This window comes from Muricoccus roseus (genome assembly GCF_900141905.1).
Taxonomy (GTDB): Bacteria; Pseudomonadota; Alphaproteobacteria; order Acetobacterales; family Acetobacteraceae; genus Roseomonas; species Roseomonas rosea.
Genome location: NZ_FQZF01000003.1, coordinates 11949 through 36454, shown reverse-complemented (window position 1 = coordinate 36454; position 24506 = coordinate 11949). Strand labels below are relative to the sequence as shown.

The 24506-nt window shown below is 72.2% G+C and carries 18 protein-coding genes and 1 tRNA gene; 12 read left to right on the top strand and 7 right to left on the bottom strand.

Annotation, left to right across the window (positions count from 1 at the left end; all coding sequences use genetic code 11):
* Positions 1-59 precede the first annotated feature (59 nt).
* From BUB97_RS02585 to BUB97_RS02540, 9 genes are all read left to right on the top strand, one after another.
* Positions 60-689: a DUF5872 domain-containing protein gene (locus BUB97_RS02585; protein WP_073131186.1), complete on the top strand. Its 630-nt coding sequence runs from the start codon at positions 60-62 to the stop codon at positions 687-689.
* A 64-nt stretch (positions 690-753) separates the two neighbouring features.
* Positions 754-1887: an FAD-dependent oxidoreductase gene (locus BUB97_RS02580; RefSeq protein WP_073131184.1), complete on the top strand. Its 1134-nt coding sequence runs from the start codon at positions 754-756 to the stop codon at positions 1885-1887.
* Positions 1884-3470 (top strand): acyl-CoA dehydrogenase family protein, encoded by a 1587-nt coding sequence (locus BUB97_RS02575; protein ID WP_073131182.1) that lies wholly within the window; start codon positions 1884-1886, stop codon positions 3468-3470. The genes BUB97_RS02580 and BUB97_RS02575 overlap by 4 nt, the downstream gene beginning before the upstream one ends.
* A 115-nt stretch (positions 3471-3585) precedes the next feature.
* A complete protein-coding gene (gene crtI, locus BUB97_RS02570) occupies positions 3586-5145 on the top strand; it encodes a phytoene desaturase family protein (RefSeq protein ID WP_073131179.1) in 1560 nt (519 codons plus the stop codon).
* 2 nt (positions 5146-5147) lie between these two features.
* Positions 5148-6746, top strand: a complete 1599-nt coding sequence (locus tag BUB97_RS02565; protein WP_217659552.1) for a phytoene desaturase family protein — start codon at positions 5148-5150, stop codon at positions 6744-6746.
* A 3-nt stretch (positions 6747-6749) separates the two neighbouring features.
* Positions 6750-7544 (top strand): lysophospholipid acyltransferase family protein, encoded by a 795-nt coding sequence (locus BUB97_RS02560; RefSeq protein WP_073131174.1) that lies wholly within the window; start codon positions 6750-6752, stop codon positions 7542-7544.
* A 44-nt stretch (positions 7545-7588) separates the two neighbouring features.
* A complete protein-coding gene (locus BUB97_RS02555; RefSeq protein WP_073131172.1) occupies positions 7589-8683 on the top strand; it encodes a glycosyltransferase family 2 protein in 1095 nt (364 codons plus the stop codon).
* 10 nt (positions 8684-8693) lie between these two features.
* Positions 8694-10298 (top strand): squalene/phytoene synthase family protein, encoded by a 1605-nt coding sequence (locus BUB97_RS25410; RefSeq protein WP_175562539.1) that lies wholly within the window; start codon positions 8694-8696, stop codon positions 10296-10298.
* 37 nt (positions 10299-10335) lie between these two features.
* Positions 10336-11535, top strand: coding sequence for an FAD-dependent oxidoreductase (locus BUB97_RS02540; RefSeq protein WP_073131169.1), 1200 nt, complete (start codon positions 10336-10338; stop codon positions 11533-11535).
* On the opposite strand, the gene BUB97_RS02535 is transcribed toward BUB97_RS02540, so the two are convergent.
* The gene (locus tag BUB97_RS02535; RefSeq protein WP_086061837.1) at positions 11532-12206 is read right to left on the bottom strand and encodes a DsbA family oxidoreductase; all 675 of its coding nucleotides are present in this window, start codon (positions 12204-12206) and stop codon (positions 11532-11534) included. The two genes, BUB97_RS02540 and BUB97_RS02535, sit on opposite strands and share 4 nt — an antisense overlap.
* A gap of 134 nt (positions 12207-12340) precedes the next feature.
* On the opposite strand from BUB97_RS02535, the gene BUB97_RS02530 reads away from it, so the two are divergent.
* Positions 12341-13096 (top strand): SH3 domain-containing protein, encoded by a 756-nt coding sequence (locus tag BUB97_RS02530; RefSeq protein ID WP_073131164.1) that lies wholly within the window; start codon positions 12341-12343, stop codon positions 13094-13096.
* Positions 13097-13139: 43 nt separating this feature from the next.
* Here BUB97_RS02530 and BUB97_RS27165 read toward each other — a convergent pair whose 3' ends face one another.
* Positions 13140-14210: a methyl-accepting chemotaxis protein gene (locus BUB97_RS27165; protein ID WP_073131162.1), complete on the bottom strand. Its 1071-nt coding sequence runs from the start codon at positions 14208-14210 to the stop codon at positions 13140-13142.
* Between the two features lie 160 nt (positions 14211-14370).
* Here BUB97_RS27165 and BUB97_RS02520 point away from each other — a divergent pair, with 160 nt between their 5' ends.
* Positions 14371-14808 carry a hypothetical protein gene (locus tag BUB97_RS02520; RefSeq protein ID WP_073131160.1) on the top strand — a complete coding sequence of 146 codons (438 nt, stop codon included), beginning with the start codon at positions 14371-14373 and terminating at the stop codon, positions 14806-14808.
* Between the two features lie 365 nt (positions 14809-15173).
* On the opposite strand, the gene BUB97_RS02515 is transcribed toward BUB97_RS02520, so the two are convergent.
* The 5 genes from BUB97_RS02515 to BUB97_RS27160 all read right to left on the bottom strand — a co-directional run bounded on the left by BUB97_RS02515 (position 15174) and on the right by BUB97_RS27160 (position 21855).
* Positions 15174-15259, bottom strand: a tRNA-Leu gene (locus BUB97_RS02515).
* Between the two features lie 421 nt (positions 15260-15680).
* Positions 15681-16346, bottom strand: a complete 666-nt coding sequence (locus BUB97_RS25740; protein WP_139281285.1) for a hypothetical protein — start codon at positions 16344-16346, stop codon at positions 15681-15683.
* A gap of 649 nt (positions 16347-16995) precedes the next feature.
* On the bottom strand, positions 16996-19092 hold the full coding sequence (locus BUB97_RS02510; RefSeq protein WP_073131158.1) for a protein-disulfide reductase DsbD family protein: 2097 nt from the start codon (positions 19090-19092) through the stop codon (positions 16996-16998).
* The gene (locus tag BUB97_RS02505) at positions 19092-20042 is read right to left on the bottom strand and encodes an aldo/keto reductase (RefSeq protein WP_073131156.1); all 951 of its coding nucleotides are present in this window, start codon (positions 20040-20042) and stop codon (positions 19092-19094) included. Before BUB97_RS02505 ends, BUB97_RS02510 begins: the two co-directional genes overlap by 1 nt.
* A gap of 61 nt (positions 20043-20103) precedes the next feature.
* Positions 20104-21855, bottom strand: coding sequence for a sensor histidine kinase (locus BUB97_RS27160; RefSeq protein WP_073131154.1), 1752 nt, complete (start codon positions 21853-21855; stop codon positions 20104-20106).
* 193 nt (positions 21856-22048) lie between these two features.
* On the opposite strand from BUB97_RS27160, the gene hrpB reads away from it, so the two are divergent.
* The gene (hrpB, locus tag BUB97_RS02495; protein WP_073131152.1) at positions 22049-24493 is read left to right on the top strand and encodes an ATP-dependent helicase HrpB; all 2445 of its coding nucleotides are present in this window, start codon (positions 22049-22051) and stop codon (positions 24491-24493) included.
* Positions 24494-24506 lie beyond the last annotated feature (13 nt).

The following is a 24506-nucleotide window of genomic DNA, read 5'->3' as shown; positions in this document are numbered from 1 at the left end:
CGCTCCGCAACCTTGCTGAATCCCGCCGCGTTCGGCCGGCGATCAGCGAGGAACCCAGCATGGCGACCGGCAGGGCGACCAGGACCGACCCGAAGCTCTGGGATCGCGTGAAGGCGCGCATCCAGCGCGGCAGCAAGGGCGGCGATGCCGGAGAATGGTCCGCCCGGAAGGCGCAGCTCGCGGTGCAGGCCTATAAGAAAGCCGGTGGCGGCTACGAGGGCGGCAAGAGCGCGTCCAATCACCTGACCCAGTGGACCGAGGAGGAGTGGGGCACAAAATCCGGCCGCAAGAGCGCGGAAACGGGGGAGCGCTACCTGCCCCGCAAGGCACGGGAAGCCCTGAGCGACGAGGAATATGCCAGCACCACGGCCGCGAAGCGCCGCGATACGGCCAAGGGCCGGCAGTTCTCCCGGCAGCCCGCGGATCTGGCCCGCAAGACGGCCAGCGCCCGGAAGGCGGCCCCGGCCACCGCGACCCGGCGCACCGCCGCCGCCAAAGCCGGTAGCCCGGGCAAGCCTGCCGCTCCGCGCAAGGCGCCCGACAAGGCGCCGCGCAAATCGGCCGCCACCAAGCGGCCCACGCCCTCCAACGCGGCGGGCCGCAAGGCGCCCGCGCGCCGCACCGCGGCAGCCGGCGGCAGCACCGCCGCGCGGCGTGCCGCGCCGGCGAAGAAGCGGCCGCGCGCCTGAGCCGGTGGTGGAACCCGCCTCGGCCGGGTTCCACCGCGCCCCGCCCTGGCGCAGGATGCGCGGCATGGGAGACGCGCTCGTCCTCGGGGCCGGGATCATGGGCCTTTCCGCCGCCTGGGCGCTGGATGCCGCCGGCCACCGTGTCACGGTGATCGAGCAGGACCCCATTCCGAACCCGCGTGGCGCCTCGGTGGACGACCACCGGCTGATCCGCCACGCCTATGGCGCGGCCACCGGCTATATGCGGATGGTCGAGGAAGCCTATGCCGCCTGGGAGGCGCTGTTCGAGGCGATCGGCGAGCGCCCCTATGTCGAGACCGGGGTGCTGGCCCTGGCCGATGGCGGCGCCTCGGAAGCCGATTGGCTCGCGGCCAGCCGCCGCAATCTCCGGGCCGATTCGCATGAGGTCCAGGATCTGCCTCCGGCGCGCCTGACCGCCCTGTTTCCCTGGCTGCGCCCGGATGGGCTGTCGGACGGCTTCCTCGCCCCGCGTGGCGGCGTGCTGCTGGCGCGCCCCATCGTCGCCGCCCTGTTCCGGCACCTGCAGTCGCGCGGGGTGGCCTTCCACCAGGCCCGTGCCACGGCGGTCGATGCGGCGCGCGGCCGCATCACCCTTTCCGATGGCCGCGTGCTGGAAGGCGACCAGCTCGTCGTCGCCGCCGGGCCCTGGGCTCCGCGCCTGCTCCCGTCCGTTGCGCCGCGCGTCACCCCCTCCCGCCAGATCGTCGTCTATCTCGAGCCCCCGCCGCAGCACCGGGAGGCCTGGGCCAGCGCCCCCATGGTGCTCGACCTTTCGGAATCCGGCGGCTTCTACGCCGTGCCCCCCGTCGCCGGCACAGGGCTGAAGATCGGCGACCACCGCTTCTCCTGCACCGGCAGCCCGGACGACCCGCGCGAGGCGAGCGCGGAGGAGCGCGACGCCATCCTCGCCCTCGCCATGCCGCGCCTGCGCGACGCCGCCGCCTATCGCGTGGTGGAGGCCCGGGCCTGCTATTACGACGTGGAGCCGCGGGAGCGCTTCGTGGTCGAGCCCCTTTCGGAGTGCTGCGTGGTGATGAGCGGCTTCTCCGGCCATGGCTTCAAGTTCGGCCCCGTGCTCGGCCAGGCCGTTGCCGCCGCCTTCCGGGACCCGGCCCGGATGGCGGCCCTGCCGGGCTGGGCGGCCGGGGACGCGCAGGGCCAGGATGTCGCGGCATGACCGCCGCCTCGCTCGCCTTCGCCCTCAACCGGCTGCACGGGCTGCCCGCCCTGTCCGAGCGCCTGGGCACGCCGCTGGCCGAGGAGGACATCGCCGCCATCCTCGAGGAAGCGGCCCGCTTCGCCGAGGAGCGCATCGCCCCCGGCCGTGGGCAGGCCGACCGCGAGGGATGCGTGCTGGAGAACGGCCGCGTCCGGACCCCCGCCCATTACGGCCCCCTGCTGAAGGAATGGCGGGAGGCCGGCTGGCAGGGGCTGGCCGCCCCGGCCGAGCATGGCGGGCAGAACCTGCCGCACGCTCTCTGGGCCGCGGTCTTCGAGCTCGCCTCCTCCGCCGACATGGCCTTCGCCCTCATGCCCATGCTGTCGGCGGGCGCCATCGAGCTGCTCGCCCATCATGCGAGCCCCGAGCAGGCCGCGCGCTTCCTGCCGCCCCTCGTCTCGGCCGCCTGGAACGGCACCATGTGCCTTACCGAGCCCCAGGCGGGCAGCGACCTCTCGGCCATCCGCAGCCGGGCGGTTCCCGATCGCGCGGGCGGGTTCCGCCTCTCCGGGCAGAAGATCTTCATCACCTGGGGCGAGAACGACATCGCGGAGAACACCCTCCACCTCGTCCTCGCCCGCCTGCCGGACGCGCCGCCCGGCTCGCGAGGCATCTCGCTCTTCGCCTGTCCGAAGATCCTGCCCGACGGCCGTCGCAACGCGCTGCGCTGCGGGGGCATCGAGCACAAGCCGGGCATCCACGCCTCGCCCACCTGCACCATGCTGTTCGAGGAGGCCGAGGGGGAGCTGATCGGCGAGCCCCATCGCGGCCTGGCGGCCATGTTTTCCATGATGAACGCCGCGCGCCTCGCCGTGGGGGTGGAGGGCGTCGGGCAATGCGCCCGCGCCACCCAGCTGGCGGAAGCCTATGCCGCCGGCCGCGCCCAGGGCGGCCGCCCCATCGCCGAATACCCGGATGTCGCCCGCATGCTATCGGAGATGCGGAGCATCACCCTGGCGGCCCGCCTTCTCGCCCTGGATTGCGCCGTCGCGCTGGACCGCGCCAGGCTCGAAGGGGAGGGCGAGGCGGGGTCCCGCCTCGCCCTCCTCACCCCTATCGTGAAGGCCTGGTGCACCGAGCGCGGGGTGGAGGTCGCCAGCCTCGGCATCCAGGTGCATGGCGGCGCCGGCTATGTGGAGGAGACGGGCGCGGCCCAAATCTGGCGCGACGCCCGCATCGCCCCGATCTACGAGGGCACCAACGGCATTCAGGCGCTGGACCTCGTGGCCCGGAAGCTGCCCCGGGAGCTTCCGGCCTTTCTGGCCCTGGCCCGGGAGGCCGGCGCGGCGCACCCCGCCCTCCGGTCTCCCGCCGAGGCGCTGGGGGAGGCCGCCCGGCAGCTTGCCTCCGCCAGCCCCGAGGTTGCGGGCGGCGCCGCGGCGCCCTTCCTGGATGCGGCCGGATGGATCCTCGGCGGGGCATGGCTCGCCCGGGCCGCCCAGGCGGATCCCGCCCTCGCGGGCAAGGCTGACTTCTTTCTCCGGCGCCTGCTGCCCCGCGCCTCGGCGCGGCTGGCCGAGGCCTTGGCAACGGAGGGATGACGGCAGGTCCGGGCCGCATCACGCCGGCGCAATCCGCCCGATGCAACGCATGGGGCACCTTGCGCCTTTGTCATCCGGCCAAACATGCTCATCCCCACTGAGCGCCGGAGTCCGAGTGAACGCCCTGAGCCGCCCCGCCCTACGTCCCGAACGGCCCCATGCCGTCATCATCGGGGCCGGCCCCGGCGGGCTCGCCTCCGCCATGCTCCTCGCCGCGCGCGGGCTTCGGGTGACGGTGCTGGAGAAGGACCGGGTCGTCGGTGGCCGCAGCCGCACCATCGAGGCGCCGGACGGGCACGGGGGCGGCTACCGCTTCGATCTCGGCCCCACCTTCTTCCTCTATCCCCGCATCCTCGCCGAGGTCTTCGCCGAATGCGGCGCGCGGCTGGAGGAGGAGGTGGAGCTGATCCGGCTCGACCCGCAATACCGCCTGGTCTTCGAGGACGCCGCCGGCCACGTCACCCTCGACGCCACGCCGGACCTCGCGCGCATGGAGGCGGAGGTCGCGAAGATCGACCCCCGCGACGCGGCCGGGGTCCGCCCCTTCATGGAGGAGAACCGCCGCAAGCTGGCCGCCTTCCGCCCGGTTCTGGAGCGCGCCTTCACCCGGACGGCGGACGTGATGGGGGCGGACATGCTGCGTGCCCTGCCGCTGCTGAAGCCTGGCCGCTCGGTGGATGCCGACCTGCGCCGCCACTTCCGCGACCCCCGTACGCGGCTCGCCTTCTCCTTCCAGACGAAATACCTGGGGATGAGCCCGTTCCGCTGCCCCAGCCTCTTCACCATCCTTTCCTTCCTCGAATACGAGCATGGCGTGTTCCACCCGCGCGGCGGTTGCGGCAGCGTGGCGGCGGCGATGGCGCGCGTGGCGGCCGATCTCGGCGTGGAGTTCCGCTTCGAGACGCCGGTGGACCGCGTGACCTTCGAGGGCAACAGGGCGACCGGCGTGGATGCCGGCGGCCGGCATATCGCGGCCGATGCGGTGGTGATGAACGCCGACTTCGCGCATGCCATGCCGCGGCTGGTGCCCGACGCCGTCCGGCGCAAATGGTCCGACCGGAAGATCGGCCAGGCGCGCTACTCCTGCTCCACCTTCATGCTCTACCTGGGCGTGGAGGGCACCTTTCCCGATCTCGCGCATCACAGCATCCTGCTCTCCCAGGACTATCAGCGAAACATCCAGGAGATCGAACAGGGCACGGTGCCCGATACGCCTTCCCTCTACCTCCACAACCCTGTGGCGACGGACGCGACCATGGCCCCGCCGGGCCATTCCAGCCTTTACCTGCTGGTGCCCGTGCCGAACCTGACGCATGGCCATGAGTGGAGCGAGGCCGACACCGCGCGCTACCGCAAGGTCGCCCTCGATCGCCTCCGCGCCCTGGGCGTTCCCGATATCGAGGCCCGGATCCGCTTCGAGAAGGTGGTCACCCCGCGCGACTGGCGGGACGACTACGCCGTGGGCTACGGCGCCACCTTCAACCTGGCGCATGATCTGCGCCAGATGCTGATGTTCCGCCCCGGCAACCGCTTCGGCGATACCCAGGGCCTGTATCTCGTGGGTGGCGGCACCCATCCCGGTTCCGGCCTGCCCGTGATCTATGAGGGCGCGCGCATCAGCGCCAACCTGCTGCTGCGCGACCTCGGCCGCGCGCCTGTTTCGACGAGGATCTGAGCATGGCGAAGGTTGCCATCATCGGCGGTGGTCTCGGTGGCCTGGCGGCGGCCTGCGTGGCCCAGGCGCGCGGCCACGAGGTCACGCTGTTCGACAAGAACGAGTGGCTCGGCGGCAAGGCCGCCGTGCTGCATCTGGACGCGCCGCACGAGGCGGGGGGCCGCAACGGCGGAACCTTCCGCTTCGACATGGGGCCCACCATCCTCACCGTGCCCCGCGTCCTGCGCCGCATCTTCGCGGAGGCCGGGCGCGAGCAGGCGCGCGACCTGCCGCTGATCCGCCTGGACCCGCAATGGCGTTGCTTCTTCGACGACGGCACGCGGATCGACCTGCGCGAGAATGTCGAGGCCATGGCGCGCGAGATGGAGGAGTTTGCCCCCGGCAACGGCCAGGGCTACCGCGAATTCCAGAAGATGTCGGAGAACCTGCACCGCATCTCCGAGGGCTTCTTCTTCTGGAAGTCCGTGGAGGGCATCGGCGACACGATGGACTTCCGCGCCAATATGCGCGCCGACACGCTGAAGGACGTGATGGCCCTCGGCATGGGCAAGCGCGTCGCGAAGGTCATCCGCGGCCATGTGCCGGATGCGCGGTTGGCGCAGATGCTGGACCATTACTGCCAGTATGTCGGCTCCTCGCCCTATCTCGCCCCCGCCGTGCTGTGCTCCATCGGCGACATGCAGGCGAGCGAGGGCATCTGGTACCCCGTGGGCGGCACGCGCGCCGTGGCGGAGGGGCTGGCGAAGCTGGCGGAATCCCTCGGCGCCGACCTGCGCCCGAACACGGAGGTCACCGGCCTCGACCTGCGCGACAACGGCACCCGCGTGGCCGGCGTCGTCGCGAAGGGCGAGACCATCCCCTTCGATGCCGTCATCTCCAACATGGATGCCATCCGCACCTACAAGGAGCTGGTCGGCGGCAGGACCGGCCGCAAGTATGAGAAGAAGGGCTTCGAGCCCGCCTGCTCCGGCGTCGTGCTCTATCTCGGCCTGAACAAGCGCTACGACCACCTCGCCCATCACGACTTCGTCTTCTCCCGCGACGCGGAGGAGGAGTTCGACGCCATCTACAAGAAGGGTGTGCCCGCCCCCGATCCCACGGCCTATCTCGCGGCGCCCTCCGCCACGGACCCGACGGTGGCGCCCGATGGCGGCGAGGCCCTCTATGTCCTCGTCCACACGCCGCATCTCCGCCCCGGCCAGGACTGGTCGAAGATGCTCCCGGCCTATCGCCAGACCATCCTCGACAAGCTGAAGCGCACGGCGGGGATGGAGGACATCGAGAGCCGCATCGTGGTGGAGCAGGCTCTCACGCCGCAGGACATCCACGACCGCTATAAGGTGCTGGACGGCGCCATCTACGGCCTCGCCTCCCACGGCGCCTGGACGGGCGCCTTCAAGCCCGGCAACCGTTCCAAGGCGGTGAAGGGCCTCTATCTTGCGGGCGGCGCCGCGCATCCCGGCCCGGGGATGCCGATGGTGATGATGTCCGGCTGGATCGCCGCCGATGCCATGGACCAGGACATGGGCGGCTGCGGCATGAGCGACGCCGCGCGCCTCGCCGGCACGCGCGACGCGCTGCTGCCCCAGGCCGCCGAGTAGGCCATGCTGGAGCCGTCGCCACTCGCGCTCCGCGATGCGCGGCTCTTCGGCTTCTTCCACCTCGTCTTCTCGCGCTTCTTCCGTCGCCACATGGGCGCGCTGCGGGTGCCCCCCTGGGGCATTCCGCAGGACCCGGAGGGAAGGCCCCTTATCGTCCTCGCCAACCACCCGTCCTGGTGGGATGGCGTGGCCTTCATGCTCCTTCCCGTGGCCTTCTTCCCCCGGCGCCAGGTCTTCATCCCCATGGAGGCCGCGGCGCTCGCGAAATACCGCTTCATGCGCCGCCTCGGCGTCTTCGGCATCGAGCCCGGCCCTCGCGGTGCGGTCGCCTTCCTTCGCACGGCGAAGGAGGTGGTGGCCGCGCCGGGTGCCATGCTCTGGATGAACGCCCCCGGACGGTTCCAGGACGTGCGCGAGCGCCCCGTCGCCATCGCCCCCGGCGTCACCCGCCTGCCCGAGATCGCGCCCGATGCCACGGTGCTGCCGCTGGCCCTGGACTATGTGCTCTGGACCGAGCGCCGCCCCGAGATGCTGGCCGCCTTCGGCCCGCCGCTGCGGGCCGCCGACCTCCTGGCCCTGGACCGCGACGCCCGGGAGGCCCGGATCCGTGAGGCGCTGACCGAGACCATGGACCGCCTGGCCGAGGAGGCCATCACCCGCGACCCCGCCCGCTTCACGACCCTGGCAGCGGGGCGGGAGGGCATGGGCGGCATCTACGACCTCTGGCGCCGCCTCTCCGCCTGGGCGCGCGGGCGGCGCTTCGAGCCGCGGCATGCCCATGGCACGAAATCCGGCTAGGATGGGCGGGTGACACAGGGGAGACGCAGCAAGGTGGCAGGGCGATGATGGAGGCGCTCGCCCTGGCACTCGCCAGCTTTCCTGCCAGCATGGCCGCCGCGAACCTGCTGCTGCAGGCCAGGGCGGCGGGCACGCCCGGTCCCGGCACCCTCGTTTCCATCCTCATTCCCGCGCGGGACGAGGCGGCGAACATCGCCACCTGCCTCGATGCCGCCCTGGCCAGCACCGGGGTGGAGATCGAGGTTCTGGTGATGGATGACGGCTCGCGCGACGAGACGCCCGACATCGTGGCCGCCCGCGCCGCCACGGACCCGCGCCTCCGTCTCCTCCACGCCCCGCCGCTGCCGCCGGGCTGGACCGGCAAGGTCCATGCCTGCGCCCGCCTCGCCGAGGCCGCTCGCGGCACCCACCTCCTCTTCATCGACGCCGATGTCCGCCTCGCCCCCGACGCCGCCGCGAACATGGCCGGCCATGCCGGGGCCGAGAACCTCGCCCTCGTCACCGGCGTCCCACGCCAGCGCATCCGGACCCTGGGGGAGGGGCTGACGGTTCCGGCGATCAACCTGCTGATGCTGGGCTACCTGCCCGGCGCCGGCCGGGCTTTCACGCGCCACCCGGCCATGGCCGCCGCCTGCGGCCAGCTCATCCTCGTGGAGCGCGCGGCCTACGAATCCGCTGGCGGCCATGCCGCCTTCCGCCACCGCCTGCATGACGGCCTGGCCCTGGCCCGGAACCTTCGCCTCGCCGGGCACCGGACGGAGGTGGTGGATGGCGCCCCGCTCGCGGCTTGCCGGATGTATGGGGGTTTCCGCGAGGCCTGGAACGGCTTCCTCAAGAATGCCCGGGAGGGCATGGCCACTCCGCTCGGCCTCCCGGTCTGGACACTCCTGCTCGCGGGCGGCCATCTTCTGCCCTGGCTGCTGCTGCCGGGTCCGCTGGCGGGCGCGGCCCTGATCCTCACCTATCTCACCCGCGCCGCCATCACCTGGCGCGGGCGGGAGCCGAGCTGGACCATCCCCCTGCACCCCGCCACCATCGCCGTCGCCCTCGCCATCCAATGGACGGCCCTCGCCCGATCCGCCCTCGGGCGGCCGGCCGGCTGGAAAGGCCGCGCCTACTCCGCCGCGGATGGGGCATAAGCGCCCCACCATGAGTGCCAGCATTGCCGCCGGCCCTGCCACGCGCGGGCCGGATTCCGAGAACTTTCCCGTCGCCTCCCGGCTGCTCGCGCCCGAGGTGCGGGGCCGCGTCCTCGCCTTCTACCGGGTGGTGCGCCTGGCCGACGACATCGCCGACGCGCCGGACCTGCCCGCCCAGGAGAAGCTCCGGCGGCTCGACCTGATCGAGGCCGCGCTCGATGGAGGCCCTGGCGTGCCCGAGGCCACCGCCCTGCGCGAGAGCGGCACGGGGGTGGAGGAGGCGCGGGCCATGCTCACCGCCTTCCGCCGCGATTCCCGCAGCGAGAGCTGCGCGGACTGGAACGCGCTGGCGGACTACTGCGCCTATTCCGCCAATCCGGTCGGCCGGATGCTCCTCCGCCTCCATGGGGAGGAGGATGCGGATGCAGTCCGCGCGGCGGATGCGCTGTGCACCGTCCTCCAGGTGCTGAACCATCTGCAGGACATGGGGGATGACCGGCGCGAGCTCGGCCGCATCTACCTGCCGCAGGACTGGATGGACCAGGTCGGCGGCGAGGAGGCCGTGTTCACCGAGGCGGCGCCGCGCCGGGCCGTGCTCGACGCGCTGCTGGACCGCACGGATACGCTTCTCGATGTCGCCGCCGCCCTGCCGCGCCTGCTGCGCAGCCGGCGCCTCGCCTTCCAGTCCGCCACCACCATCGGATGCGCCCGCCGCCTTCTGGCCCGGCTGCGCGCGGCCGACCCGATGGCGCGCCGGGTCGCGCTCACCAAGGGCGACGTCCTCTCCGCCCTGGCCGGCGCGCCGCGCGGTGGTCCTTCGGATGCCGCCCTCGTCCGGGCCCGGGTCGCCCGTGCCGGCTCCTCTTTTTCCAGGGGCATGGCATCCCTGCGCGGCGAAAGGCGTCGCGCCCTCTACGCCGTCTATGCCTTCTGCCGTTCCGTGGACGACATCGCCGATGGCGCGGCGCCCGAGGCCGAGAAGCGCCGCTTCCTCGCGGAATGGCGCGGCAAGCTCGATGCGCCGGACTGTGCCGTCTCCCGCGAGCTCGCCCGCGCCCGCGTGATCTTCGACCTGCCGAAATCCGAATGCGAGGCGATGATCGACGGCATGGAGACGGATTCCACCGCCCGTCTCCGCATCCCGGACGAGGCGGCGCTGGACCTCTACTGCCGCCGCGTGGCGGGCAGCGTCGGCGTGCTGTCCGTCCGCATCTTCGGCGCGCCGGAGGCCGAGGCTTTCGGCCTCGCGCTCGGCCGCACGCTCCAACTCGTCAACATCCTGCGCGACATCGACGAGGACGCCGTGCGCGACCGCGTCTACATCCCCCTCTCCTGGCTGGGCCCCGACGCGGATCCACAGACCCTGCTCGCCCGCCCGGATCTCCATGACGCCTGCGACCGCCTCCTCACCCGCGCGGAGGGGGGCTTCGCCGCGGCGGAAGCCGCGCTTGTCGGCGCCAATGCCCGGCCGCTGCGGCCGGCGCGGGTGATGATGTGGGCCTATCACCGCATCCTCCAGCGCCTGGCCACGCGCGGCTTCCAGCCGCCGCGCCTCCGCCCGCGCCTCGGACCGGCCGAGAAAGCCCGGCTAGCGGCCATGGCCCTGGGATGGTGATGCGGCACGCCGGGCAAGGGGCGGCCAGGGCGCGCCCATGACCACCCATGTCATCGGTGCCGGCTTGGCCGGCCTCGCTGCCGCCCTGGCCGTGCGCGGCCCCGTCGTGGTGCATGAGGCCGCCGTGGTGGCCGGTGGCCGGGCGCGCGCCCTGCCGGACGGAACCGACAACGGCACCCATGCGCTGCTGGGCGCCAACCGGGTGGCGCTGGACTTCCTGCGCGACGTCGGGGCGCTGGAGCATTGGGTGGAGCCGGAGCCGGAGGGGCTTCCCGTGCTCGACCTCGCCGATGGGCGGGCCCGGCGCATGGCGCTGTCGCCGCTAGGTTGGCTGCGCGCGGCCAAGCGGCCGGACGGGCTGACGGCGCGCGCCCTGGCCGCACTGATGCGCCTGGCCGGCCCGGGGGACCGTGCGGTGGGGCCGGCCCTGGCCGAGCATCCCGCCTTCCTGCGCGGCTTCGTCGAGCCACTGGTGATCGCGGCCCTCAACACGCCGGTCGCGGAGGCATCCTCCCGCCGGCTGGCCGCGGTGCTGCGGCGCGTGGGCACGCCGGGCGCCGCGCGGCTGCTGGTGGCCCGCCGCGGCCTCGGCCCGGACCTGGTGGAGCCGGCCCTGGCCGCGCTGCGCAGCCGCGGCGGCACGGTGCGCCACAATGCCCGGCTGCGCGCGTTGCGGATCGAGCATCACCGCCTGACCGCGCTCGACTTCGGGGATGAGCTGGTGGTGCTGGGGGAGGGGGATCGCGTCATCCTCGCCCTGCCGCCCTGGGAGGCCGCGCGCCTCGTCCCCGGGCTGCGCGTCCCGGCCGAGCATGCCCCGATCCTGAATCTGCATTTCACTCACGCCGCGCCGGGGCCGGTGCGCTTCCTCGGCGTGCTGGGCGGGCTTTGCCAATGGGTGCTGGTCCGCCCCGGCGCCATCGCCGTGACCGTGAGCGCGGCGGACGCGGAGGCACAGGAGGCGACCGCCGATCTCGCGCCCCGGGCCTGGTCCGAGATCCGCGCCCTGGCGCGGGCCTTCGCCCTGCCCGGCGAATGGCCGGAGGCGCCGCCCCCCTGCCGCGCCATCAAGGAGCGGCGCGCCACGCCACGCCACCGGCCGGGCGACCCGCCGCCGCCGCCGATCCTCGCCCTCCCGAACCTCGCCCTGGCGGGGGACTGGATGGAGCCTGTCCTGCCCGCGACCATCGACGCGGCCATCCGCGCCGGCCGCCGTGCCGCCAGGGCGCTGGGTTAGGGGGCGCTGGGCTGGACGGCCGCCCGCAGCCCCTCCCGGATCGCCGCCGCCATCGCCTCGGCCGGCTGCGCGCCGGAGATGATCATCTGCCGGTCCAGGATGACGGCCGGCACGCCGCCGATCCCCTGGGCGCGCGCCGCATCCCGCGCCACCTCCTCGCGGCCCTCCTCGCTTGTCAGAATGGCGGCGCTCCGCCCGGCCGGCAGCCCGGCGGCATCGCCGATCGCCGCCAGCACCGCCGGATCCCCGATATCGCGCCCTTCGGCGAAGTAGGCGGAGAAGATCCCCTCCGCCACGCGGTCCGTCACCTCAGGCCCGCCCTCCATCATCGCGAGGCGGATCAGCCGGTGGCTGTCCAGCGAGTTCGGGCTCCGCTCGATCCGCTCGAAATCGAAGGGCAGGCCGTCCTTCGCGCCTTCGGCCGCGAGCCGCGCGTCCAGCTGCCGCCCGCGCTCCACGCTGCCGAACTTCCGCGCCCGGTACTCCGCCCGGAGCATTCCGCCCGAGGGCATGTCGGGGTTCAGCTGGAAGGGGTGCCACTGGCGGGAGAGCTGCAATCCCTCCTCGGCAAGCGTCGCAAGAGCGGCGTCCAGCCGGCGCTTGCCGACCCAGCACCAGGGGCAGACCGTGTCCACGACGACGAGAAGCACTGGCGGGTTGAGGGAAGACACGGCGCGATCCTTCCTTGTCCTGTTCGGGCTTATCCGAAGACCTTGTTGGATTCGAGATGGGCACGGGATCGTGAAGCGGAGGCTTTCCGCGCAGCGGCGTTTCAGCAGGGAACACAACAACCCGGTGGAACAAGATGATGCGGAAGGGATTTCTCCTCGCCGGGCTGCTGGCGCTTGGCGGGTGCTTTGAGGACGCCGCGCCCAAGGGCCAGGCCGCTGCCGATTCCGAAGACCCGATGGCGCGTGTCCGCTTGGCCGCCGAACAGAAGCTGCGCGAAACCGCGCGCGATCGCGACAACCTGCGCTTCCGCGCCGTCGAAACCTATAAGCAGGCCATGGCCGATACCTATGCGGTCTGTGGGCAGGCGACTCTCGCGGGTGGCTCGGTCTTCCTCCCCTTCGTCTCCGTCGTGAACGCGAGCCAGGGCGGCATGGAGGTGGAGCAGCACGTGGCCCGCAACAATGTCGAGGCAACGCGCGTGTATGTTGAACTTGTCGGCCGCTGCTTCGAGGGCGGCGGGCCGCAGGCGCGCGGCAGCGGCACGCCGATGGCGCAGCTTCCACCGCCGCTGCCCAACGGGCTGCCGGTGCTGGACCAGATCCAACCCGAGCCGCCCCAGGTTCCCAACCTCGTCACGGAGGTTGCCACCTCGTCCCCGCGCCCCTCCGGCGTGGCCAATGGCACGCTGGTGATGCGCCAGAACGGCAATGTCCGCTCCTCTCCTAATGGCGGCGGCGCGGTTCTGCGGGTGGCGCGCAGCGGCTCGATGCTGAACGTCTTCGGCACGGCGCCAGGTGGCTGGTATCAGGTGGGGGAGACGGAGCCGGAAGGTTGGGTCCACCGGACGGTGGGTTCGCCGCAATCCGGCGCCATGGCCTCCGCGCAGTAGACTGCATCCATGACCCGTGGCCCCAGGGGCCACGGGACCGGCGTCAGGTGCCGGGGCCCTGCAGGATGGCGCCCGCCCAACCCAGTCCGCGATAGGTCTCGTAACCGGGTGTCCGGTGGTAAGCGACCGTGCGGCCCGAGCGATCCTGCGCACTGCCGCTCATGCCCGGCGGCAGATCCAGATGCTCCGACAGCTCGCCCCGTTCGTCCGAGGCGGCGAGCACGCGGCCCGCCGCATCCAGCAGCAGCACCCGCGACCGCTCTGCCTCGCCCGGCGGCAGGCGCACGCCCTGCACCACGGCGCGTGCCTGGGGCACCCAGTCGAAATGGATGCCGAGCACCCCGACGACACGGCCTCGCACCGCACCCTCCTCGCGGATCGCGGCCGCGTAGACGGCGGTGGGCGCGCCCGCCAGAGCTGGCTGCGGCGCGATATCCGCGACCGCGTAGTCATCGCCGGTGCCAGAGCGCAGTGCCTGCTGGAACCAGGCCTGGCCGGAGACATCCAGCCCCCGCAGCCCGGGATAGCGACCCGGCCGCCCATGCGCGATGACCCGCCCGCCGGGGGAGGCAATCCAGAGATCGAGATAAACCGTGTAAGCCGAGAGGATGACGCCCAGCCTCCGCTCCGCCTCGGCGAGAAGGGCGGGCGTCGGATCGGCTGCCGCGTCGACGACCGCCGAATCCGTCGCCCACCATCGCACGTCGCAGGTGCGCTCATAGAGATTGCGGTCGATGATTTCGACGGCATTCAGCGCCAGCCCGACGAGCCGCTCGCCCCGCGTTTCCGCCGCCATCCGCGCGCCCACCGCCGCCAGCTCGTCCAGGGCTGCGCGAAGCTCGCCCTCCATCTCGGCCGAGAGCCGGCCGATCTCGGCGCTGACAGCCTTCACCTCCTCCGCCACCACGGCAAAGCCTTTGCCCGCCTCGCCCGCCCGCGCCGCCTCGATGGTCGCGTTCAGCGCCAGGATGCGCGTCTGCCCGGTGATGGCCTGGATCTCTCGCACCTTGCGACGGGCGACTTCGGCCGTCTCACCAGCCAGGGCCACCACTCGCTCGGGCGTTGCCGTCCTGCCGGGTGCCATGGCGCTGACCGGGCCGGAAAAGCCATCCATTCCGCTGACCTCCCACCTGCCTGCCATCGTGGCGGGCCTCCCGGATGGTGGGGCAGGCGGGTGAATGCCCGGTGAACCCGCCGCAGCGTGCGAGCCGTGGCTCCCTGCTCCGGTAAGTTCGTGTTCATGAATTGTTCTAGTGTGGGCTATTCTCCCGCCCATGCCCGAGTCCATCGCATCCTGGGGGGCCGCCCCGCCCGATCTCGACGTGCTGGCCGCGCGCCGCGGCGCACGCTTGTTCCGCGCCGCCATCGCCAGAGGGGTTCCGGAGGGTGCCGCATGGGCCGATGCCGTCGAGGTGTTCCGCCATTACCACCCGAGCTGGCCGCTGCCCCTGGTGGAGCGCGAGGCGGCGCGGGTGGTGGCGGCGCTGATCGAGCGCGAGGATGTGGACGTGGTCGCGCGCAGCGCGGCGGCCACGCGGCGAAGCACCCCGCCGGTGCCCCTGCTGCAAGCCCTGGCGCGCCCGGTTATGCCGGCGGAGCAGGCCGCGGAGGCCGTGGCATCGGAGCCGCCCGGCGGCCGCGACGCGTGGCGGGCCTATGCGGGCCTGCTCAACCCGCCAGGGCTTCCGAAGGGCGGGCATCTCGGCGCCTGATCCCGGAGGGCAGTCCTGGAAGGCTGGTCCCGGGGAGCGGAAGAAGGGATCCTCCCTCTCCCCGGACCCGCCGAAGGCCATGCCTTCGACCCATCATCCTCTATCGGCTTGGAATCACCGGGCCGACGGTGCGCCTGAGGTCATCGACCTCAGGCGACTGCAAGGCCGGGAAAAAGCGCCCTTCAACCAGAGACCCCACTGATCCGGGGTATCCACGGCAGTCAGACGGGGTTCCAAGGGCCTCAGGCCCTTGGCGGGTGAGGGCGGAGCCCTCTCCGGAAGCGAGGCATGGTCCCCCCTGCCGGCTTCGAACCGGCACACCCGATGGGTGAGCGATTTTAGTTTGTTCAACATCGCACATGGGATGCGGGCGGGGGGACTTGAACCCCCACGTCATTGAAATGACTACGGATTTTAAGTCCGTTCCGGCTACCGATTTCGGCACGCCCGCGAATGGTGTGACAGGCTGTGGCAGGTTCCAGCACTGTGGCAGATAGCCGCCGGATGCAATGGAGTCGTCAGTCAACAAGGTCAACTACGTCGCTCTTGTCGGCTGCGTCGTCCTTCCGGCTTTCCACCTCCGATGCGACAGAATATTTCGCCGTAGTGTGTCGCGACGTCCTGTCGTATGTCACACGGCGGCGTCACGGTGCAGCCGACTGCGCGGAAGTAGGCATTGTGCGCTGTGAAGAAGGCCGCCCAATTGTCCTTGGCGTCGGCCTTTCGCATGGCTGCATCGGCTGCGTCCAGGCGCCAGGATCGCAGCCCAGTCCATCAGTCCGTCAACCCATCTCCCGGCTCTCGGCCCCCGCCCGCAGCTTGTGCGGTGGTGATCTTCGTAGCCGCCTTCCAGCTATGGCGCTGCACCCTTCTTATCGAACGCGCTCTTCCATCGATGTGACAAACAGGTCAGTAATTTCGCGCCACCTGTGCAGAATGTCGACCCGAAAACGCAAGCGCCAACGGGTGTTGCGCACATCGAGAACTAACTGGCAGATGTTACTTAGGGGGGAGCAGGATATCGGAATAATGAGACCCGAGATTTCGTTCACATGGACATACGTGTTCGGCATCTTTGTTCTTAAAAGCCCAAAATCAAAACGCTCTGGCTCCGAAGTGTCACCGAGAAAGAAGGTTCTTCTCCGATTAAATTCTTGTCGATCCACGGTTCGTGCCCCAGTGTAGTTAAATTGCACGACATCGCAATGAGTTAGGCCGAGATCGCCAAAACAGCTTATTGTATCCGCATCCGCGCCTCTAAGGCCCGGAATTGTACCCATCCCAAGTATAAAAGGGCGCGAATTAGCACTCGGCGGCGGCCCGAGCGATGTAAGCATATTGCGGGGCAATACAAAGCTGATCCCTCCATCTACGAAACGAACCGGCCATGTTTCAATGGAAGAATGTGAGAAGAAATATTTTCTCGAGTGAGAAGTGTTTTGCTCTTGCGCAAACATCACCTTGGCAAGGAAGGCTGAGCTGAGCAACATAACTGCGACTGCAAACACAATTAGTGTTCTGGAGTGTTTCGTCGTCATGGTGCTGCTCTATATCACACAGCAGCCCCTCCGGCAGCCCATTTTGCCAAGTACGAAGCGGCCGGGCCGCTTCGGGCCACACTTGGTCTTAGATACGTCAGCGCGCAGTGCCCCTGTGGTCTATGCCTCATCCTCAATCGCAGGTAGCACGTCGCGCGTGACTCAATCCTGGAAACCACAGGCCTTAGGCTTATCAGAGCGGGGAACCAGCTTATAGAGGTCGCTCTCCGAGATGACGGTCTTGTCGGGAAGCCGCGAATACTGTGAGCCAGCTTCACGGTGTTCCGCTCGTACTCCCGGATACGCTGTAGATAGGCGTAACGCCCTGGTTCGGAACCTCGAGGGCAAGCGCCCCGAGGCGGCAGGGGTCTCTTGTTTTGTCACACGGGGTGCCATTCCGACTCGCTCGGACCCCCAGCTGTCACAAGCTGTCCTCTGACCTGTTACAATGTTGCAAGGGCCGTGTTGCAGTGCCTTTGCCGGGACCGCCGGTGGCACGCAACAAGTTAACGGGACGGTCCGTATTTGCCGGAAGGTCCGGGTCTTTCCTGGCAGCGGGATTACCTGCCAGTCCCCTTCCAGTCGCCTGCGTCTACCGTTCCGCCAAGGGGGGGCGATGCCGGCCAGCATACCGTCCCGGCCCGCCACGTCACGCCGCCGGCCGCGAGCCCTCCCGGCCAGCGGTGATCGCCTCGATCACCATCCGCTCCGTCAGGATCTGCGGCAGCACGACCGGCGCCCCGCCACCGGCGGGATAGAAAAGGTAGAGCGGCACGCCCTCTCGCCCCTGGGCGCGCAGCAGGGCGGAGATGGCGGGATCGCCCCGGGTCCAATCGCCCGTCAGCAGCACCACGCCTTCCCGTGCGAAGGCGGCGCGAGTGGCGGCGGTCTCCAGTGCCACCCGCTCGTTCACACGGCAGGTGATGCACCAGGCGGCGGTGAGGTTGACGAAAACCGGCCGCCCCTCGGCCCGCAGGGCCGCCACGCGCGCCTCGGACCAGGCCTCCTCCGGCCGCTCGGCCGCGAGGGCGGGGGAGGGCGCCGCCGACAGTTGCGGCAGCAGCGCGAGCGCGCCCAGCACGGCCGCCCCGGCCAGCCCGCGCCCGATCCAGCCGCGCCGGCCGGAGAGCTGCGCCACGCCCAGCACCCAGGCGCCGAAGCCCACCAGCAGCGCGCCGGCCAGCACCGGGATCAACCCGTCCGGCCCCAGCTGGACCGAAACCACCCAGGCCAGCCAGGCGGCCGCGCCATACATCGGGAAGGCCAGCGCCTGGCGCAGCCGCTCCATCCAGGCGCCGGGCCGGGGCAGCAGCCGCGCCAGGGCCGGAAAGGTGCCCAGCAGCGCATGGGGCAGGGCCATGCCGAGGCCCATGGCGCCGAATACGGCGAGGGCGGCGGCGGGCGGCATCGCCATGGCTGCCCCGAGCGCCGCCGCCATGAAAGGCGCCGTGCAGGGCGTGGCGACCGCCACGGCCAGAAGCCCGGTGCCGAAGCTGCCCCAGCGCGAGCCGCCAAGGCTGGGCCCGCCCACGGCGAAGACGCCCGAAAGGTTCAGCCCGACCGCCAGCATCAGCCAGGCCATGCCGCCGACGAAGACCGGCGAGGTGAACTGGAACCCCCAGCCCGCAACCATGCCGCCCGCCCGCAGCGCCACCAGCGCCCCGCCGATCGCGAGGAAGGCGAGGACCACGCCCGCGACATAGGCCAGGGCCTCGTTCCGCACCGCGCGGCGGGAGGCGCCGGAGAGCCGCGCCAGCCCCATGGCCTTCATGGCCAGCACGGGAAAGACGCAGGGCATCAGGTTCAGCACCAGCCCGCCCAGCGCCGCGAAGAGCGCCGCCTGCCAGAGCGGCAGGGCGGAGGGCGCGGCCGGCATCGCGCCCGGTTCAGCCGAGACGGCATAGGCGCTGCGCACCCCGGCCGCATCCGTGAGGGTCACCACCCCGGAAAGGCTGGCCGGCAGCGGCGAGGCGCCGCGCGTGAGGGAGAGCACCATCGCGCCGTTCCGCAGCGCGAGGCGCTGGGGCGCGGTGTTGTCGATCACGCCCAGAGGCTCGGGGAAGAAGAAGGCATCTTTCACCGCGCCCGGCGCGATGCCCGGCCCGGACAGCTCGATGGCGCCTTTCGTGCCCTCGAAGCCCAGGCGGACGGTGAAGGGGAAGGGGCGGGGCAGGGCCGCCTCGGCCGCGCGGAACAGATCCGCGGCGGCGGGGTCGGGCCGCGCCTCGGCCTCCACCGGCAGGTCCAGGCGGAAGGCGCCTTCCTCGGGGATGCAGACATCGGCGCAGACCAGCCAGCGCCCCGTGCCCTCGATGGTGTAGAGCCGCCCGGGTTGCAGATCGGCGGGCGGCGTGACCGTCAGCGGGAACACCGCCTCGCCGAGATAGCCGAAGTTCACCAGCGGCCCGTAGGGGATGCGCAGCGGTGCCGGGAAGGACAGCGCCCCGGCCTGCCCCCCATCCGGCAGCGCGAGCTCCAGCGAGGGCGCTTCTCCCGCATCGCCCGGATTGGTCCAGTAGGTGTGCCAGCCCTCGGCCAGCACCTGCCGCAACGCCAGGCGGAAGGGCTGCCCCGGCGCCACGGCGGCCTGCTCGGCCACCAGCGTCACCCGGGCGCGGGGCGACGCCGCCGCCTCGCTCTCCACCGCATGGGCGGCGAGGGGCGCGGTCAGCAGGGCCAGGAGGAGCACGAGGGCGCGCATCGGCGCGGCATAGGCCCGATGCGCCACCTGCCGCAACACGCGCATCAGGCGCTGGCGGCGTCCAGAAGCGCGATGTCCTGGGCGGAGAGGGCGAGGTGCACCGCGCGGACGAGGCTGGCCAGCTGCTCCAGGCCCGTGGCGCTCGCGATCGGGGCTGTCACGCCCTCCCGCGCGATCACCCAAGCCAGCGCCACCTCGGCGGGCTTCGCGCCCAGCCGCGCCGAAACCTCGTCCAGCGCCGCCAGGATCTTCATGCCGCGCGCGTCCAGGTACTTCTCCACGCCCTTGCCGCGCTGGCTCTTCGAGAGATCCTCCTTCGAGCGGTACTTGCCCGAGAGGAAGCCGGAGGCGAGGGAGTAGTAGGTGATGACGCCGATCCCCTCCCGCATCGCCAGGTCGCGCAGCGCGCCATCGAAACCGGAGCGGTCATAGAGGTTGTACTGGGGCTGGAGCGACTCGTAGCGCGGCAGACCCTTTTCCCGCGCGACCTTCAGAGATTCCTCCAGCAGCGCCGCGTCGTAGTTGGAAGTGCCGATCGCCCGGATCTTCCCGGCGCGCAGCAGTCGCTCATAGGCGCGCAGCGTCTCCTCCTGCGGCGTGTTCGGATCGGGCCAGTGCGACTGGTAGAGGTCAATCACATCGGTGTTCAGGCGCCGCAGGGAATCCTCCACCGCCTTCTCGATCCACCTCGCCGAGAGGTCCTTGTGCCCCTGGCCCATGTCGGAGCCGACCTTGGTGAGGATCAGCACGCGCTTCCGCTTGCCGGGGTTCGCGCGCAGCCAGTTGCCGATGATCGTTTCGGATTCGCCGCCCTGGTTGCCCGGCGCCCAGCGGGAATAGGCATCCGCCGTGTCGACCGCGTTCAGCCCGGCATCGACGAAGGCATCGAGCAGGGAGAAGCTCGTCCTTTCATCGACCGTCCAGCCGAAGACATTGCCGCCGAAGACCAGGGGGGCGATCTCCAGGCCGGAACGGCCGAGCGGGCGCTTCTGCATGGGGGAATCCTTTCCAACGGGTGCCCGGCAGGTGGGGCGCCCCCGGGCCGCTGCCCAGGGATCAACCGGACTTTCCCGCGGGCTCCTGCGCGGTGCCCCGGATCCGGATCTCGGCCCGCAGCCCTTCCCGCGCGAAGTCGAGCACCACCTCCGAGCCCGGTCCAAGCTCCCGCGGCAGGGCGCGCTCCAGCAGCCGGGTGCCGAAGCCGCGGCGCGGCGCCGAAGCCTCCTCCACCGGGGGGCCGCCCTGCTCGGTCCATTGCACCAGGGCGCCGCCCTCGGTCGCCGCGCAGCACAGGGCGACCGCCCCTTCCGAGCGGGAGAGGGCGCCGTATTTCGCTGCGTTGGTGGCCAGCTCATGAAGCGCGAGGACGAGGGCCTGCGCCTGGGCGGGCCGCAGCGTGGGAAAGGACGTGCCGCACAGGCAGGCGATCCGCACCCGCCCCGCCTCGGTCCAGGGGGCCAGCGCGGCCCGGACCACATCCGGCAGCGGCGTGTCGCCCCAGGTGCCGGCCACCAGCAGGTCATGCGCCCGGGCCAGGGCCCGTAGCCGTTCGTCCAGATCGGCATAGGCCAGCGCCGGGTCACGCCCCTCCCGCCGCAGGGTCTGGGCGGCGATCGCTTGCACGGTGGCGAGGGTGTTCTTCACCCGGTGGTTCAGCTCGCGGATCAGGATGTCCTGCCGCCGGTCGGCCTCGGCACGCTCCGCCTCGCGCCCGGCCAGGGCCGCCGCCGCATCGGCGAGGGCCGTGCCGACGCGGCTGGCCTCCGAGACGCCGCGGGGCGGCTGCACCGGCTCCGCGCCGCGGCCGAGCGCCGACGCGCCCTGGGCGAGCGCCGAGAAGGCGACCGCGATCCGGCGCCCCTGCCAGGCCGCGCCGCTCAGCCCGAGCAGCAACAGCCCGCCCCCCGTGGCCGCCGCGGCGAGAAGCCCAGCCTCCAGCGGCGCCGAGAGTTCCTCCTGCGGGACCACCACCGCCACCCGCCAGCCGGTTCCCGGCACGGCCGCATGGGCGCCGCGCGCCGGCGCGCCCTCATGCGACACGGTGTCGAAGGGGGAGATCCCGGCGGCGATCGCCATCATGGAGAGGGGCGTCGCCTGGCGCCCGATGAAGGTGCTGGAATCATGGGTGCGCGCGACCACCAGCCCGCGCCCGTCCAGCAGTGCCGCGCGCCATGTGTCCGGCAGGCGCTGCTCGGTCAGCACCTGGTCGAGCGAGGCGGCGCGCAAGCCCATGTTGAGGTCGTAGGCCACCCCGCCCTCCGTGCTCCGGACCGGCACGTCCACCGCCACCAGATGCTCGCGCGTGACCGACCCGCGATAGAGGTCGGAGACCTGCACCTCGCCTGTCTCGAAGACGCGCCGCACCACCTCGGGATCGCCCCTCGGCGGCAGGGGAGTGCCCATGGGAGCCTTCGAGCTGACCAGCATGCGGCCATCCATCGCCGTCAGCCCGATCCGCGCCTCCGCCGGGCGGGGCGTTCGCCCGACCTGCTCTCGGAAGGCATCCAGCCGCCCCTCCGCCAAGGCGGGCGAGGCGGCCAGCGTCTCCAGCGTTCCCCGCACCGCTGCCAGTTCCCGGACGATGGCGGCCGAGAGCGCCTCCGTGCGGGCGGTCAGCGCCCCGTCCGTCCGCTCCCGCGCGGTGCGCCAGCCCTCGAGCGCTGCCAGCCCCAGGGCCAGGGCGGCGGGCAGCGCGACCGAGAGGGCGAGGATGACGAGCCGCGTTCGGACCGACCACTCGGCGCGCGGGGCGCGGCGTGGCGAGCTGTCCCGCGATGAGGCCTCGAGCCCGGTCGTGCTGGATTCCATCAGGGCTGGCCGGGGACCTCGAAAGGGGGCATGCCTCGCGCCATAGAGGGCCGGGCCGTGCTTGTCACCGAAGCGCGGGGGCTTCCGGCGCGCCTTGTCGGAGTCGTGACCCCAGGCCCGATCCCCAAGCTGGCGGCCACGGGCTATTCCCGCATTTGACAAGCCGCTTCCCCGCCCCGAGACCCCCGGGACGATGGACCTGCCCCAACTTCCCGTCTCCGAGGCCCTGCCCGCTCTGCTAACGACCCTGCGGGAGCGGTCCAACGCCGTCCTCGTCGCCCCGCCCGGCGCCGGCAAGACCACCATCGTGCCGCTCGCCCTGCTGGAGGAGCCCTGGGCCACGGGGAAGATCCTGGTGCTGGAGCCCCGCCGCGTGGCCGCCCGCGCCGCCGCGCGCCGCATGGCGGAGCTGGCGGGGGAGGGAGGACCCGGCGGGCTCGTCGGCCTCTCCACCCGGCTCGACCGCGCCGTGTCCGACCGCACCCGCGTGGAGGTGGTGACGGAGGGGCTGCTGGTGCGCCGCCTGCAATCCGATCCGGGGCTGGAGGGCGTCTCGGCCGTGCTGTTCGACGAGGCGCATGAGCGGCATCTGGACACCGATCTCGGCCTCGCCCTCTGCCTCGACCTCCAGAGGGAATTGCGGCCGGAGCTGCGGCTGCTGGCCATGTCCGCGACGCTGGATGCGGCGGGCTTCGCGACGCTGCTGGACGGCCCCGTGATCGAGAGCGCCGGGCGGGCCTATCCCGTCGTCGTCCATCATCGTCCCCGCGACATCAAGGAGCCGCGCGACCTGCCGGAGGCCATGGCGGCGGCCATCCGGGAGGCCCTGCGCGAGCACCCCGGTGATGTGCTCGCCTTCCTCCCGGGCTGGGGCGAGATCCGCCGCACGGCCGAGCGGCTGGGCGGGGTGGATGCCGAGATCCTGCCCCTGCATGGCGAGATGCCGCCGGCCGAGCAGGACCGCGCGCTCACCCCCCACCCGCAGGGCCGCCGCAAGGTGGTGCTGGCCACCTCGATCGCGGAAACCTCGCTGACCGTGCCCGGCGTTCGCATCGTCGTGGATGGCGGCTTCCGCCGCGCGCCCCGGCTGGACGCGGCCACGGGGCTGACCCGCCTGGCCACGATCCGCATCTCCCGCGCCGCCGCCGAGCAGCGGGCCGGCCGCGCGGGCCGCACCGAGCCGGGCGTTGCCATCCGCCTCTGGACCGAGGCCCTGCATCGCGGGCTGCCGCTGGCCGACCGGCCGGAAATGCTGGAGGCCGAGCTGTCCGGCCTGGCCCTGGATTGCGCGGCCTGGGGTGCCGAGCCCCGCGCGCTGCCCTTCCTGGACCCGCCCCCCGAAGGCGCCCTGGCCGCCGCCCGCACCCTTCTGAACGAGCTGGACGCGCTGGACGCCGAAGGGCGGATCACCCCGACCGGGCGCCGCATGGCCCGCATGGGTGCCCATCCGCGCCTCGCCCGCGTCATGGTCGAGACCCGGACGCCGGGGGAGGGGGCGCTGGCCGCCGACCTCGCCGCGCTGCTGGAGGAGCGCGACCCCATCCGGAACCGGGAGGCGCCGAGCGACCTGCATCTGCGGCTGGACCTCCTCCATGGCGGCGACCATCCGGAGGCCGACCGGCCGACGGTCCAGCGCATCCGCCGCACCGCCCAGCTCCACCGCCGCCGCCTTTCCGTGCCGGAACGCACGGCGCCGGAGGGCGACCCCGCCGCGCTCCTCGCCGCCGGCTTCCCCGACCGCATCGCCGCCCGCCGCGGCGCGATGGAGGGCGCCTTCCGCCTGGCCTCCGGCCAGGGCGCCCGCCTTTCCGCCACCGACCCGCTGCGCAAGGCGCCGCTCCTGGCGGTGGCCGCGCTGGAGCTGGCGGGGACGGAGGCCCGCATCCGCATGGCCGCGCCGCTCGACCGCGCCACGCTGGAGGCCCGCTTCCCCGGGCGCTTCGTGCGGGAGGAGGTGACGGAGTTCGACAGCCGGACCAATGCCGTGGTGGCGCGCAGGCGCCTCCGCTTCGGCCCGCTGGTGCTGGAGGAGGCCACCCTTCCCCATGCGGACCCGGCCGCCGTGGCCGAGGCCCTGGCCCGCGCCGCCGCCGGCCGCGGCTTCCGGGACCTGGACTGGACCAAACCCGCCACCCAGCTCCGCGCCCGCCTCCGCTGGGCCCATGCGACCGAGGGCGCCCCCTGGCCGGATGTCTCCGATGCCGCCCTGGCCGCCTCGGCCGCCGAATGGCTCGCCCCCTATCTGAGCGGCCTGTCCCGCCTCTCGGAGCTGCGCGGCCTGGATGCCGTGGCCATCCTGCGCGGGCTGGTGCCCTGGGAGCTCCAGCGCCGGCTGGACAGCGACCTGCCGCCCCGCGTGGATCTGCCCGAGGGGCGCAGCGCCATGATCGACTATGACCGCGAGGTGCCGGCGCTGGAGGCCCGCGCCCAGCACCTGTTCGGCCTGGCCGCCGCGCCGCCGCTGATGGGCGGCCGCATCCCCCTGCAGGTCTCGCTCCTCTCCCCGGCCGGCCGGCCGATCGCCGTCACCTCCGACCTCGCGGGCTTCTGGCGGGGCGGCTGGGCGGAGGTCCGGCGGGAGATGCGGGGGCGCTATCCCCGGCATAGCTGGCCCGAAGACCCCTCTCAGGGCGGCTGATGCCTTGAACCCG